Source organism: Bradyrhizobium sp. Tv2a-2 (assembly GCF_000472425.1).
Taxonomy (GTDB): Bacteria; Pseudomonadota; Alphaproteobacteria; order Rhizobiales; family Xanthobacteraceae; genus Bradyrhizobium.
On the sequence record NZ_AXAI01000012.1, the window covers coordinates 230,990 to 246,178 of the forward strand.

The following is a 15,189-nucleotide window of genomic DNA, read 5'->3' on the forward strand; positions in this document are numbered from 1 at the left end:
GGAACCGCGCTGTCATAGCTCGCTTCATTGCGGCGCGGCCGCATCGAGCGCAAGGTTAAGAGAAAGGACATTGACACGCGGCTCGCCCAACAGGCCAAGCAAGCGGCCTTGCGTGTTCTCGGCCACGAGGTCGCGGACGCGCGCCTCCGGCATATTCCGCGCTTTCGCGACCCGCGGCACCTGGAAGAGCGCAGCGTCAGGCGAAATGTCGGGGTCGAGGCCACTGGCTGAGGTGGTGACAAGATCGACCGGGACCGGGCTGGACGGGTTCTCCGCCTTCAACTTTTTCACGTCCTCCTTGAGCCGATCGGCGAGCGCCTTGCTGGTCGGGCCGAGGTTGGAGCCGCTGGAATTGGCCGCGTTATACGGCGCCGCCACCGTCTTGGAGGAGTCGGCCGGATCCGGCGCCAGGGTCGCCGACAGCCGGCCGTGGAAATATTTGTCGCTCTTGAACTCCTGGCCGATCAGGGCCGACCCGATCACCTTGCCATCCCTCTCGATCAGGCTGCCCTGCGCCTGTTTCGGAAAGATCGCGCCGGCGACACCGGTCATGGCGAGGGGATAAGCGACACCCGTGATCAGGGTAAGCGCCAGCAGCACCAGGATGGCGGGACGAATTTCGCGAAGCATGGTTGTTCTCCTCAGGCCAGATGCAAGGCTGCGACTGCGAGGTCGATGACCTTGATGCCGATAAAGGGAATGATGATGCCGCCCACGCCGTAGATCAAAAGGTTACGGCGAAGCAGAGCACCGGCGCCGACCGCGCGATAGGCCACTCCTTTGAGCGCGAGCGGAATCAGCGCGATGATGATCAGCGCGTTGAAGATGATCGCCGACAGGATCGCGCTCTGCGGGCTCGCCAGATGCATGATGTTGAGCACGTTGAGCTGCGGGTAGAAGGCGAGGAACATCGCCGGGATGATGGCGAAATACTTCGCGACGTCGTTGGCAATCGAGAAGGTCGTCAGCGCGCCGCGGGTCATCAGCAGCTGCTTGCCGATTTCCACCACCTCGATCAGCTTGGTCGGGTTGGAGTCGAGGTCGACCATGTTGCCGGCCTCGCGCGCGGCCTGCGTGCCCGTGTTCATGGCCACGCCAACGTCAGCCTGCGCCAGCGCCGGAGCGTCGTTGGTGCCGTCGCCGCACATGGCAACCAGCTTGCCCTTGGCCTGCTCGTCGCGGATCAGCTTGAGCTTGTCCTCGGGCGTCGCCTGCGCCAGGAAATCGTCCACGCCGGCCTCGGCCGCGATGGCGGCAGCCGTCATCGGGTTGTCGCCGGTGATCATGATGGTGCGGATGCCCATCCGCCGCAGCTCGGCAAAACGCTCGCGGATGCCGCCTTTGACGATGTCCTTGAGCTGAATGACGCCGAGCAGACGGCCGTCCTTGGCCACCGCGAGCGGCGTTCCGCCGGATTTCGCGATCTCGTCCGCAATGGCGTGAAGCTCGCGCGTGATATCCGAGACCGGCCCGGTCTGGATCGATCGCACCGTGTTGCCGGATGCCAGCGTCTGCATCGTACCGCCTTCGACATAGTTCAGGATGGCATCGACCGCGCCCTTGCGGACCGAGGAGCCGCTGGCATCGACGCCGCTCATGCGGGTTTGCGCCGTAAAGGGAATGAAGGTCGCCCCCAACTCGGCCATGTCGCGGCCACGGATGCCATATTTGTCCTTGGCGAGCACGACGATCGAGCGCCCCTCGGGCGTTTCGTCGGCAAGCGAAGCCAGCTGCGCGGCGTCCGCGAGCTCCCGCTCAGTCACGCCACGAACCGGACGGAAGGCCGTGGCCTGGCGGTTGCCCAGCGTGATGGTGCCGGTCTTGTCCAACAACAGCGTATCAACGTCGCCGGCGGCTTCGACCGCCCGGCCCGACATCGCAAGCACGTTGAAGCGCACCAGGCGGTCCATGCCGGCGATGCCGATCGCCGACAGGAGCGCGCCGATGGTGGTCGGAATCAATGTCACGAACAGCGCGACCAGGATGACGACGGAAATCTGCCCGCCGGCATAGGTAGCGTAGCTCGGGATCGTGACGGTCGCGAACACGAAGATGATCGTCAGGCCCGCAAGCAGGATGTTGAGCGCAATCTCGTTCGGCGTCTTCTGCCGCTCGGCGCCTTCGACCAGCCTGATCATGCGATCGATGAAGGTCGAGCCCTGGGCCGCGGTGATGCGGACGCGGATCCAGTCCGACAGCACCTGCGTGCCGCCGGTCACGGCCGAGCGGTCACCACCGGATTCGCGGATCACGGGCGCGGATTCGCCGGTGATCGCCGCTTCGTTGACGGATGCGACGCCCTCGATGATCTCGCCGTCGGACGGAATGATGTCCCCGGCCTCGACCAGCACGATGTCCCCGACCTTCAGGCTGGTGCCGGGCACCATCCGATAGGTGCCGTCCGAACCCGACAGCAGCTTGGCCTGGCTCTCGGTGCGCGTTTTACGCAGCGAATCCGCCTGCGCCTTGCCGCGGCCTTCGGCGACCGCTTCGGCGAAATTGGCGAACATCACGGTGAACCACAGCCAGAGAATGATCTGGAAGGTGAAGCCGAGAGCGGCGCCGCCGGTCAAGAGATCGCGCAGAAAGATCACGGTCGTGAGCGCGGCCACGATCTCGACCACGAACATCACCGGGTTCTTCATCATCAGGCGCGGATCAAGCTTGGTGAACGACGCCCTGATCGCGGGCATCACGATCTTCGGGTCCAGCATCGTCGCAGCCGGATTGCGTTTTTGTGTCTTTACGGTTTCCATGGAGGTCACTCCGAAACGATTGCTCAGAACAGCGTGCCGGCCGTCATCGCGAGCTGCTCGACGATCGGCCCGAGCGCGAGTGCCGGGAAGAAGGTCAAACCGCCGATGATCAGGATCACGCCGACGACAAGGCCGACAAACAGACCGCCTGTTGTGGGGAAGGTGCCGGCCGACGGCGGGATCGATTTCTTGCCGGCCAGCGAACCGGCAATCGCCATCGCCGGAACGATCATGAAGAAGCGTCCGACGAACATCGCGCTGGCCAGCGTCAGGTTGTAGAAGAAGGTGTTGCCGGTGAGGCCTGCGAAAGCCGAGCCGTTATTGCCGGTCGACGACGTATAGGCGTAGAGCACCTCGGTGAAGCCATGCGGTCCGGCATTGGCCATCGAAGCCACGGCCGGCGGAAACACCACCGCGACCGCTGTCCAGCCGAGATACATCAGCGGCAATACCAGGATCGCAAGCATCGCCATCTTGACTTCGCGTGCTTCGATCTTCTTGCCGACATATTCCGGCGTACGGCCGACCATCAGACCGGCCACGAAGATCGAGAGGATCACGAACAGCAGCATGCCGTAAAGACCGGCGCCGACGCCGCCGACAATGACCTCGCCGAGCTGCATATTGATCAGCGGGATCATGCCGCCGAGCGCGGTGAAGCTGTCATGCATCGCGTTGACCGCACCACAGGACGCAGCGGTTGTTATCACTGCGAACAGCGATGAGGCCGGGATGCCGAAGCGAACTTCCTTGCCTTCCATGTTGCCGCCGGTCAGGCTGAGAGCCTGCATCATCGTAGTGCCGTTGGCCTCGGCCCAATAGGTCACGGCGACGCCCGCGATGAACAGCACGCCCATCACGGCGAGAATCGCCCAGCCTTGACGCTGGTTGCCGACCATCCGGCCGAACACGTTGGTCAGCGCGGCGCCGATCGCGAAAATCGAGACCATCTGCACGAAGTTCGACAGCGCGGTGGGATTCTCGAAGGGATGCGCGGCATTGGCATTGAAGAAGCCGCCGCCATTGGTCCCCAGCATCTTGATCGCAACCTGGGAGGCGACCGGACCGAGCGCAATGGTCTGCTTGGCACCTTCGAGCGTAGTCGCATCGACATAACCGCCGAGAGTCTGCGGCATGCCCTGCCAGACCAAGAACAGCGAATATACGACGCAGATCGGCAGCAGCACATAGAGCGTGCAGCGCGTCACATCGACCCAGAAATTGCCGACCGTGCGCACTGAGGCGCGCGAAAAGCCGCGGATCAGCGCCAGCGCCAGCGCCACGCCGGTCGCCGCCGAAAGGAAGTTCTGGTGGGTAAGCCCCAGCATCTGCACGAGATAGGAGAGCGTGCTCTCGCCGCCATAGTTCTGCCAGTTGGTATTGGTGAGGAAGCTGATCGCCGTATTGAAGGAGAGATCCTCGGCCACGGCCGACTGTCCGGCAGGATTGAACGGCAAAGCAGCCTGCAGGCGCATCAACCCGTAAATGATCAGGAAGCCCCCGACATGGAACAGCAGCATGGCGACTGTATAAGTCAGCCAATGCTGTTCACGCCTCTCGTCGACCCCGCCGATCCAGTAGATTGCGGCCTCGACCGGACGCAGCACCGGTGAGAGGAAGGTGCGCTCGCCGCTGAAGACGCGCGTCATGTACCAGCCAAGCGGCTGGACCAGCGCAACGACAACGACGCAATAGAGGAGGATTTGAAACCAGCCGATGGCGGTCATGGGAGTGAGCCTTCAGAATATACGCGAAGCACGCCAGAACGCGGTCTTAAAACCGTTCCGGTCGCAGCAAGGCGTAGGTCAGGTAGATCAACAGGCCTAACGAGACGAGGCCGGCGAGCGAATAGTCGAATAGCATGGCACGCTCCGTTACAGCCGCTCGCAGGCGTAGGTGTAGCCAATGGCGGCGGCGAACAATAACAGCGCAAGGGCCAACATCAGGACGTCCATCATGGCGCGCTCTTTCGTTGCTTGTTTGCGGGCGCAATTCCTGGCCGGGCGCGGGAGAGCAGATTGCATTGAATCAACCACGCGTTTACGCGCAATCCCACGCCCTGAGCCGTATTGCTGCGCATCAAGTGCCACTGTGCCCATATGTTTTCGAGCCTGGGGTAACGGCAATGTTATAGGATTCCTATAAAGGTCGGCCGCCGCCGCTTTCCGCCGTGCCGACCCTCCTTGCCACTCTTGTCACTCGCGCAGCCGCCGTCGTTAAGCCTGCTCGGGCGGCAACGGCTGATTTCGCAAGGATTTATGCCGTCCTTATTTCTCGCCTGCGGGCTCCATCTCGATTTTAAATGCCGTTCGCATCATCTTCGGCCGCGGGGAATGGGTCGCGGACTTGTGAAGATGAGATGACGCCATGCGGCTGGTCTTGCAACATGATCATGAGATGACGGATCGGCTCCCCGATTCGCCCGCTGTCACTGCGTCGCTCGTTCACAGCGTAATCGACACCATTTGCCGCCGCCATTCGCACCCAGGGCGAACGAGCGCGGTCGCGCGCATGGAGCGGCTGATTGCGGAGGAAGCCTGGATCGAAGTCGCGCTGGCGCTGATCGATCTGGAGCTTCCGCAATGGCAATTGCGCCGGCTCGCTTATGACGCAGGCGAATGGTACTGCGCGCTGTCGCGCCGGCGCGAACTGCCGGACTGGCTGGATCAGGCGGTCGAGGGTAGCCATCCGGATCTGCCGCGGGCCTTGTTGCAGGCTTTCCTCGAAGCTCAACGGATCGCCGCTTCCCCAAGGTGGCCAAGCGTACCCGCTACGCCGCGGGAGAGCGCGCCTCATATAAATCTCTGCTGCGATAATTTCGCTTAAGCAGATCATCTTGCTTACGCGGAGTCTTCCATGCGCACGCATCCGTCGCACGCGCTCACGTCCGGCGAGGTGATCGCCCGCTTCCTTGTTCGAATGATCGTGATCGTCGTTTTCGCCGCAGTCGCCGGCATCGGGTTCGCACCAGGCCTTGCCATGCTGCTGTGGATGTCCACGCTCCTGAGCGCAGGCATTGCAGCGCTCAGACGCGAGTTGCCGCTTGCCAACGCCCTCAATCATTGGGACGAGGCCGCGGCTTCTATTGCCCTGTGTTGCCTGGTCGAAAGCCTGAGCCGCGCCGCGGCGTAACTTCGGCTGTCTTATGCCGCTCTTATCTTATCATATGCCGCTCTTATGAGATCGGCTCTCCCCCGCCCTCGATTTCATATCCGGCCGCGCTGATATTCGATGCGTGAAGTCAAGCATGCTCCTTGCGAGTACCACCCGCGAACTTTCCGCGATGCGTGAAGGCAGCGAGGAAATGGCGGACGATCCGAACAAGGATGCTGCGATCTCTGGAAGGAAACTAACGTGAAGCTTGCCGAACCTCCCTCGTGTAGTCCCACTCTGTCCACCGTCGTCTTCATTGGCCGCAACCGCAGGGGCAATTGGGTTGCCCGCGAACAGAACGGCCTCTTCGGCGGCCTCTTCGTCAACCGAGCGCAAGCCCTCAAATATGCGCTGTTCGAAAATGGCCACCACCCCGAAACCATCGTCGAGCTGTCGCGCGAAGTCGAGCTCGATATCCCGGGCAGCCTGATCGGCCCCGCAAGCCAGATGGTCTGACAAGTCAAATTCAGGAGGATGCAAATGGTGGAGCTCTGCCGTGCACCGGACCTCAAATCGGACCTGGAGCAGGTCGTTGACACCATGATCGCGCTGACACGGCTATCGCGGCTGGACGGCGCCATCATTGCGGGCAGCGAAAGCATGGAGTTCTATCTCTCGCTGCGGCGACGCGGGTTCGTTCGCGTCACCACCTCCACCACGTCTCGCACAGCCCGGCGCCATTATTCGGTCGGCCTGATCGCGGCGCGGGACACGCTCGCGGCACTTGGCCAAGCCTCCGCATTCCTCGCCGCCAATGCGGCCGTCGCGATCCTGGTCGAGGCCAGTGACGGCCAGTTCTGCATGAAGGTGCGGGAGCGCCTGCAGCAGCTCGGCTTTCGCATCGAGGCCGGCGTGCGCTGTCACCGCGGCCTTGTGCTCTCCGCCTCCCGACAGGGATACGCGCAGATGGCCGCTGCCGCGTGAACGATCATGATATCCTCGAAGCTGTATGCCTCGCTTGCGGGCTGCATTCCAGATCTTCCCACGCCGTTCGACGAGGACGGCGAGATCGATGACGAGGCCTTCGCGCGGCTTTGTGCGCGCCAGATCGCGGCGGGCGCGCCGGCGCTGGTCGTGGGCGAGACCGCAGGCGAGGCTTCGACCTTGTCGGCGGCAGAGGACGAGCGTCTGATTCGCACTGCCGTCGCGGTCTCCGATGGGCGCGTCCATGTGATCGCCGGCGCCGGCTCGAATTCGACCGGCCAGGCGATTGAGCTCGCTCGGCGAGCTGAAGCAGCAGGCGCCGATGCGGTGATGTCGGTCGTGCCCTATTACAACAAGCCGATGCAGGAGGGCATCGCCGCGCATTTTCAGGCGATCGCGCTTTCGACCGGGCTGCCCATCATCCTGCACGACGTACCCTCGCGTACGGTTCGCGAGCTTGCTGACGACACGCTGCTGCGGCTCGCCGAGCGCCGGCAGTTCATCGGCTTGCGCGATGGGACGAGCGACGTCACCCGCCCGTTGCGCCTTTCAGGACGGTTGCCAGACAGCTTCCGTCTGCTGTCCGGCGACGATGCCACCGCGCTCGCCTATGTGGCCGCGGGCGGCGATGGCAGCATTTCGGCCGTCTGCAATGTCACGCCCGACCTCTGCCACATCATTCATTCCAGCTTGAAGCAAGGACGGATGCAGACCGCCCGCTACCTGCAGCGCCGGCTCGGTGCACTGCAGACCTGCCTCGGCAAGGAGAGCCCGGCGGCGCTGAAATATGCACTGAGCCTGCTCGGCGTGATCCGTCCCACCATGCGCCTCCCGCTCGTCGAGCTTGACGAGCCCTCCAAGGCTGCGGTTGCGAGCGCGCTGGCGGACATGGACGATGAGGAGCTGCCCGCCGCCGCCGACGCCTGATCGCGACCGGAGCCGTTAACTTGCGTTTTGAGGCTTCGTTTCGATCGGTCGCGCTTTCCTTTTCCCGCTTCGGTTTTATAACCGGCGCCGGATCGACCTTTGCTTGCTAAATTATTGAAAAATATGACTTCTCGACTTTAGCCAGTGCGACTTTATTCCCGGCTTTTATTGAAAAAATTTCATGTCCCGTTGGGAAACCAAACTGTCCGAGATGATACTCAATGAGTGATGCTGGAAGTATTTCTCACAAAGCGCGGTCGGACGCGATGGGAGTGGCGGATCCTGGATTCGTCGGGGCAAACCATTATGGGCGCCTCCGAGAGCAACCGGGCCGAGGCCAAGTACCAGGGTGAGCGGGCCCTATTCCTGCTCTTGATGACCATGGCGAGGACGCCTATGCCCTCGCGCCGGACGCCCCAGGGCCGCCAACAGCAAGGCCCCCAACAACAAGGCCCCCAGCCAGCCCGTTGACGTTACGCATGCGAGCCGAGATCATTCCGCCGCCGTGCGCATCTCAACGCGCTCGGCCCGCGCCGCGCAGAACTTGAACTCCGGAATCTTGCCGAATGGATCGAGCGCGGGGTTGGTCAGCAGGTTGGCCGCCGCTTCCGCGTAGCAGAACGGCATGAACACCATGTTCACGGGCACGTCGCCGTCGGCGCGGACCTTGACCTCGATCGCGCCGCGGCGCGTCTCCAGCCGGATGAAATCGCCGGGCATGAGCTTCATGCGCCGCATGTCCTTCGGCGACATGAACGCGACCGCCTCGGGCTCGATTTCGTCGAGCACGCTGGCCCGCCGGGTCATCGCGCCGGTGTGCCAATGCTCGAGCACACGCCCCGTCGACAGCACCATGGGATATTCGGCGTCCGGCACTTCGTCGGGCGGACGGATATGCGCCGGCACGATCTTGCCGCGCCCGCTCTCGGTCGGAAAACCCGTGGTGAAGATGATCTCGTTGCCGGGCCTGCCCGGATCGTCGGCCGGATAGGTCACCGCGCCTTCCCGCACCAGACGGTCCCAGCTGATGTTGTTGAGGGACGGCATCAGCGAGGCCATCTCGGTGTAGACGTCGGCCGGGCCGTCGTAATTCCAGTTCAGCCCCATGCGCCTGGCGATCTCCTGGATAATCCAGAGGTCCTGGCGCGCATCACCGGGCGGCTTGATCACCTCGCGCGCCAGCTGGACGCGACGGTCGGTGTTGGTGAACGTGCCGGCCTTCTCGGCAAAGGCGGAGGCCGGCAGGATCACATCGGCGTGGAAGGCGGTCTCGGTGACGAAGAGATCCTGCACCACGAGATGCTCGAGCATCGCCAGCGCCTGGCGGGCATGCTGCAGGTCGGGATCGGACATTGCAGGGTTTTCGCCCTCGATATACATGCCACGGATCTCGCCGGCATGGACCGCATTCATGATCTCCACCACGGTGAGCCCGCGCTCCGGATCGAGCTCCTTCTGCCAGAGCTTCTCGAAGGCCGAGCGCATGTCGTCACGGCCAACAGGCTGGTAGTCCGGCAGGAACATCGGGATCAGGCCAGCGTCGGAGGCGCCCTGCACGTTGTTCTGACCGCGCAGCGGATGCAGGCCTGTGCCGGGACGGCCGACCTGGCCGGTGATCAGCGCCAACGCAATCAGACAGCGCGCATTGTCGGTACCGTGCACATGCTGGCTGATGCCCATGCCCCAGAAGATGATGGAGGCACGCGAGCGTGCATAGAGCCGCGCCACTTCGCGCAAAGTCTCCGCCGGGATGCCGCAGATCGGCGCCATCTTCTCTGGCGTGAAGTCCTTGATCTTGGCCTTCAGCTCGTCGTAGCCCTCGGTGTAACCGGCGATATATTGCTCGTCGGTCAACCCCTCCGTGATGATGGTGTTGATCATCGCGTTAAGAAGCGAGACGTCGGAGCCCGGCTTGAAGGCGAGATGCTTGTAGGCATGGCGTGACAGCGTCTGCCGCCGTGGATCGATCACGATCAGCTTGGCGCCGTTTTTGGCTGCGTTCTTGATGAAGGTCGCGGCGACGGGGTGATTGACCGTCGGATTGGCGCCAATCACGATGATCACTTCTGCATCCATCGCCGCCGAGAACGGCGCCGACACCGCGCCCGAATTCAACCCTTCCGTCAGCGCCGCGACGGAGGAGGCATGGCACAGCCGCGTACAATGATCGACATTGTTGGAGCCGAAGCCGGTGCGCACCAGCTTCTGGAACAGGTAGGCCTCTTCGTTGGAGCCCTTGGCCGAGCCGAAGCCGGCAAGTGCTTTCGGCCCGTGCTGGTCGCGGATCGCGACGAGACCCTTGGCAGCGATGTCGAGCGCCTCTTCCCAGCTCGCCTCGCGGAAATGCGTGAAGGGATTGGCCGGATCGACCTGGTCGTTGGCGTCCTTCCTCGCATTCGGCAGCCGCACCAGCGGCTTGGTCAGCCGATGCGGATGATGGATGTAATCGAAGCCGAAGCGGCCCTTGACGCAGAGCCGGTTGTGATTGGCCGGGCCGTCGCGGCCCTCGGCATAAATCACCTCTTCGTCCTTGACCTGGTAGGTCACCTGGCAGCCGACGCCGCAATAGGGACAGAGTGAATCGACCTTGCGGTCGGCATAGACGGTGCGGGTCTGCTTCTCATCCAAAAGCGCCGCCGGCATCAGAGCGCCGGTCGGACAGGCCTGTACGCATTCGCCGCAGGCGACGCAGGTCGATTCCCCCATGGGATCGTCGAAGTCGAACACGATCTTGGCGCCATGGTTGCGATAGGCCATGCCGATGACGTCGTTGACCTGCACCTCGCGGCAGGCGCGCACGCAGAGGCCGCACTGGATGCAGGCATCGAGGTTGACCCGCATCGCCGAATGGCTGGCATCCGTCTGCCAGCGCTCGGCCGCGGGGAACCGGCTCTCGGTGACGCCGGTCCTCTCCGCCCAATGCCAGAATTTCGAATCGGGGTCGTGCGAGGTCTGGCGCGCCGGTTGGTCGGCGACGAGTAACTCCATCACCATCTTCTGCGCCGCAACCGCACGGTCGCTTGCGGTTTTGACCTTCATGCCGACCGTTGGCGTGCGCTTGCAGGAGGCAGCGAGCACGCGCTCGCCTTCGATCTCGACCATGCAGGCGCGGCAATTGCCGTCGGGGCGATAGTCCGGCGCCGGCGAATAGCACAGATGCGGGATCTCCTGTCCCTGCCGCTTTGCCACTTGCCAGATGGTCTCGCCAGGTTTGGCGTCGACCTGCTTGCCGTCGAGTTCGAACTGAATCTTCGTCATTCGGCTGCGTCCTTGAACTCGTCGGGGAAGTATTTGATCACGGAGGTTAGCGGATTGGAGGCCGCCTGGCCCAAACCGCAAATCGACGCGTCTCGCATCGCCTGGCCCAATTGTTCGAGCAATTGCTGATTCCAGACCGGCCGTTCCATCAGCTTCACCGCCTTCTCCGTTCCGACCCGGCAGGGCGTGCACTGGCCGCAGCTTTCATCCTCGAAGAAGCGCATTAGGTTCAGCGCCGCGCCACGCACGCTGTCTTGTTGCGACAGGATCACGATCGCAGCCGAGCCGATGAAGCAGCCGTATTTTTCCAGTGTGCCGAAATCGAGCGGGATGTCGTCCATCGATGCCGGCAGGATGCCGCCAGACGCGCCACCCGGCAGATAGGCGTAGAAGCTGTGGCCATCGGCCATGCCACCGCAGAACTCGTCGATCAGCTGGCGCACGGTGACCCCGGCAGGCGCAAGCTTGACGCCCGGATTCTTGACGCGGCCGGACACCGAATAGCTGCGCAATCCATGACGTCCGTTGCGGCCCTGGGCGGTCCACCAGGCCGCCCCCTTCTCGACGAGGTCGCGCACCCACCACAAGGTCTCGACATTGTTGATCAGCGTCGGCTGACCGAACAGGCCGACCTGGAACGGATAAGGCGGCTTGTGCCGCGGCAGGCCGCGCTTGCCCTCGATGCTCTCGAGCAGCGACGATTCCTCGCCGCAGATATAGGCGCCGGCGCCGCGGCGCATGTGCAGCACCGGGCCATCGGGCGGAAGTTTTGCAAGCTCGCGTTCGAGGATCTCGCGGGCTGCTGGATATTCGTCGCGGAGATAGATGTAGACATCACTCGCCTCGACGATGTGGGCGCCGATCAGCGTCCCTTCCAGGAAGCGATGCGGATCGCGTTCGAGATAGTAGCGGTCCTTGAAGGTGCCGGGCTCGCCCTCATCGCCATTGACCGCCATCAGCCGCGGACCGGGCTCGCCCAGCACGGCGCGCCATTTTCGTCCCGTCGGAAAGCCCGCGCCGCCGAGACCGCGCAGGCTCGCATCGTCCAGCGCCTTGAGCACATCTTCTTTGGATGTCTCGCCCGAACGAAGCCGCCGCAGCAGCTTGTAGCCGCCGTCCGCGATATACGCCGCGTAATCGATATAGGCGGGCGGATGCGCGTGAGTCTCGCCGGCCTTTGCCGCGGCAAGCACGTTGGCGACGGTGGCATGGTCGACAAAGTTATGGCCAACCTCCGCGGCGGGCGCGGTGTCGCAGCGGCCGACGCAAGGCGCGCGCACCACCCGGATGCCGGGACCCGATTTGCTCTGCAGATCGGCCAACAGCGTCTCAGCCCCGAGCATCGCGCAGGTCAGGGAATCGCAGACCCGGATGGTCAGCGGCGGAATGTCGGGCTCGCCCTCCTTCACCACGTCGAAATGGGCATAAAAGGTCGCGGTCTCGAACACTTCGGCGAAAGACAGCCGCATCGCCTCGGCAAGTGCGGCGAGATGGGCGGCGGAAATCTGCTTGTACGTGTCCTGGATCAGATGCAGGTGCTCGATCAGGAGGTCGCGCCGCCGCGGCCGGTCGCCGAGCAATTGTTTGACCTCTTCGGCCGCGACCGGATCCACCTGGCGGCCCTTGGGTGTCGCCTTGGCCCGCCTGCGGCCTTCACCGGGATGTTCGAAGGTGCGGACCTTGTGCACGTCCTGGTTCATGGATGCATTCCGCTCCTTACGTCTCTTAGAACGAGCCTAACTCCTGGTATGCCACGCGCCAATAGGAAATAAGGATGCTACTATAACGATTTAAAGGGGCAGGCGGTGTCAGCGCCAACCCCTTTGCGCGAGCTTCCGGACCTTTCGGTTCGGTCAAGTTCTGTCCATGCAGTCCGAGATGTAGAACCAGCGGTCGTCACCCACCAAGCCCTTTTGCTTGACCTCATGGCGACAGGCCTTCAGCTTGGGCCTGTTGGCACTCCACTTGGCCTTCATCTCCTTCAACTTCTGAACGCTCAGCTTGATCCGTGATGACGGCTTGGCCTCGGTGCTGGCCGCGGGCGCGGCCGTTGCCGTAGGTGCTGATGTCGTCTGGGCCGAAGTTCCCTGCAGATGCACCGTCAGGATCACTACGGCGGTGAGGCATGTTATGGTACGAAGCATGAAATCCCCCTGAATTCTTCTTGAAAATTCTAGATCAAAAGCGCCGGGAGGACGCGCACCCGGCGCGCCCTCCCAAAAAGGGAGCTACGGTTACAGGATCTTGGCCGCGCTCACCAGCGTCTTCCATACGCCCCATGCGAGGGGGATGCCGACGAACAGCCAGAACAAAGCGGCGGACAGATCGAGACCGCCCTTGCCGATGCCGAACGAGCCGTGCTGGACGCCAGCCTGGCTCTTGGCGCTCGCCGCCTGCAGCTTCGCAACCTCAGCCTCGTTCATGTACCATTTCGGGTTCACCGGCTTGACCAGGTAATTGCAGATCAGGCCCGCGACCAGCATCGCGCAGAGGATGTACATGGTGGTGTTGTAGAGCTGATCACGCGGCACGCCGGCGGCGAGCTGGAACTCGCGGATATAGTTCACGACGACAGGACCGATGATGCCGGCGGTCGACCACGCGGTCAGCAAGCGGCCATGGATGGCGCCGACGAACTGCGTGCCGAACATGTCGGCAAGATAGGCCGGCACAGTGGCAAAGCCACCGCCGTACATCGACAGGATGATGCCGAAGCCGAGCACGAACAGAAGCTTCGAGCCCATTGCGGCGAAGGTCGGCGCCGACGCATAGAGCACGATGCCGAGGATGAAGAAGGTGTAATAGGTGTTCTTGCGGCCGATATAGTCCGACAGCGAGGCCCAGAAGAAGCGGCCGCCGATGTTGAACAGCGACAGCAGGCCGGCGAAGCCTGCGGCGATCCCGGCAATCACCGTCTTCTGGTCAGCCGAAAGCTGGCTGAAGGCCACATTGGGCAGCCCGATCAGCTTGCCAGCGAAGATTTCCTGCAACATCGGAGAAGCCATGCCGATCACGCCGATGCCGGCGGAAACGTTCAAGCACAGCACCCACCAGATCAGCCAGAACTGCGGCGTCTTGTGTGCATTGTCGAGATGGACATGATGCTCGGAGATCATCGTCTTCTTTTCGCTCGGCGGCGTCCAGCCATCAGGCTGCCAGCCGGCCGGCGTCACCCGATAGGCGAAAGCGCCGATCATCATGAAGACGAAGTAGATCACGCCCATGGTGACGAAGGTTTCCCAGACTCCGACCGAGGTCGGCGTCCTGAAGTAATTCATCAGGAGGTCCGCAAGCGGCGCGCCGATCATGGCACCGCCGCCGAAGCCCATGATCGCCATGCCGGTTGCCATGCCGCGGCGATCGGGAAACCATTTGATCAGCGTCGACACCGGCGAGATGTAGCCGAGGCCGAGGCCGATGCCGCCGATCACGCCGGAGCCAAGCCACATGATCCACAGCTGGTGCACATAGATGCCGAACGCACCGATGATCAGGCCGCCGCCCCAGCACAATGCGGCGACGACGCCCGCCTTGCGCGGACCAGCGCGCTCGAGCCAGCCACCCCAGATCGCGGCGGAGACGCCGAGCACGACAAAGAACAGTGTAAACATCCAGCCCATGCTGGCGACGCGCCAATCGCAGCTGGTGGTGAACAGTTCCTGCCACAGGGAGATGTCCGGACAGGCCTTTGGGGCCGTGAGTCCGATCGCGCGCGACAGTGGCAGCCAGAACACGGAGAACCCGTAGGCCATACCAATGCACAAATGAATGCACAGCGCGGCCGGTGGCACCAGCCAACGGTTGAAGCCCGCCTTCGCAATCGTGTGCTCGCGATCAAGGATACCTGCGCCGGCGCCGGACATCGAGCCGGCCGTATCAGCAGTCGCCATAAATTCCTCCCCTGGCAGCCGCCCCTCGGCAGCGCATGCCCATAGACCCCGTCGTCAAGCTCCTCACGGCTGTGCGCAACACTTCGCTGCTTCGCACAATCCTCGCAAAATACGCCGGGGCCGAGAAAGCGCATTTCGGAGCCGTCACACCAGGCGCCCTTTCGGGCGCCCACTCCACTGCCTGCCGCCGCTGCACGATCCCTTGTTCTGCCTGATCGCCGACGACTTGCATCGAAGGCACGACTCAACCTCCGCCACTTCGCGGTGTCAATTCGATTGGG

The 15,189-nt window shown here is 63.1% G+C and carries 14 protein-coding genes; 5 read left to right on the forward strand and 9 right to left on the reverse strand.

What is annotated here, in order from left to right:
* Positions 1 to 24 precede the first annotated feature (24 nt).
* From A3AI_RS0125260 to A3AI_RS43415, 5 genes are read right to left on the reverse strand one after another with little or no spacing between them, the layout of a single operon-like run.
* The gene (locus A3AI_RS0125260; RefSeq protein WP_024518268.1) at positions 25 to 630 is read right to left on the reverse strand and encodes a K(+)-transporting ATPase subunit C; all 606 of its coding nucleotides are present in this window, start codon (positions 628 to 630) and stop codon (positions 25 to 27) included.
* Between the two features lie 11 nt (positions 631 to 641).
* Positions 642 to 2,756 carry a potassium-transporting ATPase subunit KdpB gene (gene kdpB / locus A3AI_RS0125265; RefSeq protein ID WP_024518269.1) on the reverse strand — a complete coding sequence of 705 codons (2,115 nt, stop codon included), beginning with the start codon at positions 2,754 to 2,756 and terminating at the stop codon, positions 642 to 644.
* A 23-nt stretch (positions 2,757 to 2,779) separates the two neighbouring features.
* Positions 2,780 to 4,483, reverse strand: coding sequence for a potassium-transporting ATPase subunit KdpA (kdpA, locus tag A3AI_RS0125270; protein WP_024518270.1), 1,704 nt, complete (start codon positions 4,481 to 4,483; stop codon positions 2,780 to 2,782).
* 46 nt (positions 4,484 to 4,529) lie between these two features.
* Positions 4,530 to 4,619 (reverse strand): K(+)-transporting ATPase subunit F, encoded by a 90-nt coding sequence (locus A3AI_RS43410; RefSeq protein WP_036049487.1) that lies wholly within the window; start codon positions 4,617 to 4,619, stop codon positions 4,530 to 4,532.
* An 11-nt stretch (positions 4,620 to 4,630) separates the two neighbouring features.
* The gene (locus tag A3AI_RS43415; RefSeq protein WP_036049490.1) at positions 4,631 to 4,855 is read right to left on the reverse strand and encodes a hypothetical protein; all 225 of its coding nucleotides are present in this window, start codon (positions 4,853 to 4,855) and stop codon (positions 4,631 to 4,633) included.
* A gap of 298 nt (positions 4,856 to 5,153) precedes the next feature.
* Between A3AI_RS43415 and A3AI_RS0125285 the strand changes: the two genes are divergently transcribed.
* The 5 genes from A3AI_RS0125285 (at position 5,154) to dapA (ending at position 7,760) form a co-directional block, all read left to right on the forward strand.
* Positions 5,154 to 5,582 carry a hypothetical protein gene (locus A3AI_RS0125285; protein ID WP_051382493.1) on the forward strand — a complete coding sequence of 143 codons (429 nt, stop codon included), beginning with the start codon at positions 5,154 to 5,156 and terminating at the stop codon, positions 5,580 to 5,582.
* Between the two features lie 30 nt (positions 5,583 to 5,612).
* Positions 5,613 to 5,888, forward strand: coding sequence for a hypothetical protein (locus A3AI_RS0125290; protein WP_024518272.1), 276 nt, complete (start codon positions 5,613 to 5,615; stop codon positions 5,886 to 5,888).
* 222 nt (positions 5,889 to 6,110) lie between these two features.
* Complete coding sequence (locus A3AI_RS0125300; protein WP_024518273.1) at positions 6,111 to 6,365, forward strand: hypothetical protein; 255 nt, start codon at positions 6,111 to 6,113, stop codon at positions 6,363 to 6,365.
* Positions 6,366 to 6,389: 24 nt separating this feature from the next.
* Positions 6,390 to 6,833 carry a hypothetical protein gene (locus A3AI_RS0125305; RefSeq protein WP_024518274.1) on the forward strand — a complete coding sequence of 148 codons (444 nt, stop codon included), beginning with the start codon at positions 6,390 to 6,392 and terminating at the stop codon, positions 6,831 to 6,833.
* A 6-nt stretch (positions 6,834 to 6,839) separates the two neighbouring features.
* On the forward strand, positions 6,840 to 7,760 hold the full coding sequence (gene dapA / locus A3AI_RS0125310; RefSeq protein WP_024518275.1) for a 4-hydroxy-tetrahydrodipicolinate synthase: 921 nt from the start codon (positions 6,840 to 6,842) through the stop codon (positions 7,758 to 7,760).
* 492 nt (positions 7,761 to 8,252) lie between these two features.
* Here the strand turns inward: dapA and fdhF are convergent, their stop codons facing one another.
* From fdhF to A3AI_RS0125335, 4 genes are all read right to left on the reverse strand, one after another.
* Complete coding sequence (gene fdhF / locus A3AI_RS0125320) at positions 8,253 to 11,018, reverse strand: formate dehydrogenase subunit alpha (protein ID WP_024518276.1); 2,766 nt, start codon at positions 11,016 to 11,018, stop codon at positions 8,253 to 8,255.
* Positions 11,015 to 12,718, reverse strand: coding sequence for an NADH-ubiquinone oxidoreductase-F iron-sulfur binding region domain-containing protein (locus A3AI_RS0125325; RefSeq protein ID WP_024518277.1), 1,704 nt, complete (start codon positions 12,716 to 12,718; stop codon positions 11,015 to 11,017). The genes fdhF and A3AI_RS0125325 overlap by 4 nt, the downstream gene beginning before the upstream one ends.
* Before the next feature lie 153 nt (positions 12,719 to 12,871).
* The gene (locus tag A3AI_RS0125330) at positions 12,872 to 13,162 is read right to left on the reverse strand and encodes a hypothetical protein (RefSeq protein ID WP_024518278.1); all 291 of its coding nucleotides are present in this window, start codon (positions 13,160 to 13,162) and stop codon (positions 12,872 to 12,874) included.
* A gap of 90 nt (positions 13,163 to 13,252) precedes the next feature.
* Positions 13,253 to 14,908, reverse strand: a complete 1,656-nt coding sequence (locus tag A3AI_RS0125335; RefSeq protein ID WP_024518279.1) for an OFA family MFS transporter — start codon at positions 14,906 to 14,908, stop codon at positions 13,253 to 13,255.
* Positions 14,909 to 15,189: the final 281 nt, after the last annotated feature.

Excerpts from the sequence above, each read along its gene's own strand:
- fdhF (WP_024518276.1), bottom strand. The coding sequence starts at position 11,018 with ATGACGAAGATTCAGTTCGAACTCGACGGCAAGCAGGTCGACGCCAAA.
- A3AI_RS43415 (WP_036049490.1), bottom strand. The coding sequence starts at position 4,855 with ATGGGCACAGTGGCACTTGATGCGCAGCAATACGGCTCAGGGCGTGGG.
- A3AI_RS0125335 (WP_024518279.1), bottom strand. The coding sequence starts at position 14,908 with ATGGCGACTGCTGATACGGCCGGCTCGATGTCCGGCGCCGGCGCAGGT.
- A3AI_RS0125260 (WP_024518268.1), bottom strand. The coding sequence starts at position 630 with ATGCTTCGCGAAATTCGTCCCGCCATCCTGGTGCTGCTGGCGCTTACC.
- kdpB (WP_024518269.1), bottom strand. The coding sequence starts at position 2,756 with ATGGAAACCGTAAAGACACAAAAACGCAATCCGGCTGCGACGATGCTG.
- A3AI_RS0125290 (WP_024518272.1), top strand. The coding sequence starts at position 5,613 with ATGCGCACGCATCCGTCGCACGCGCTCACGTCCGGCGAGGTGATCGCC.
- A3AI_RS43410 (WP_036049487.1), bottom strand. The coding sequence starts at position 4,619 with ATGCTATTCGACTATTCGCTCGCCGGCCTCGTCTCGTTAGGCCTGTTG.
- A3AI_RS0125305 (WP_024518274.1), top strand. The coding sequence starts at position 6,390 with ATGGTGGAGCTCTGCCGTGCACCGGACCTCAAATCGGACCTGGAGCAG.
- kdpA (WP_024518270.1), bottom strand. The coding sequence starts at position 4,483 with ATGACCGCCATCGGCTGGTTTCAAATCCTCCTCTATTGCGTCGTTGTC.
- dapA (WP_024518275.1), top strand. The coding sequence starts at position 6,840 with ATGATATCCTCGAAGCTGTATGCCTCGCTTGCGGGCTGCATTCCAGAT.
- A3AI_RS0125325 (WP_024518277.1), bottom strand. The coding sequence starts at position 12,718 with ATGAACCAGGACGTGCACAAGGTCCGCACCTTCGAACATCCCGGTGAA.
- A3AI_RS0125285 (WP_051382493.1), top strand. The coding sequence starts at position 5,154 with ATGACGGATCGGCTCCCCGATTCGCCCGCTGTCACTGCGTCGCTCGTT.
- A3AI_RS0125330 (WP_024518278.1), bottom strand. The coding sequence starts at position 13,162 with ATGCTTCGTACCATAACATGCCTCACCGCCGTAGTGATCCTGACGGTG.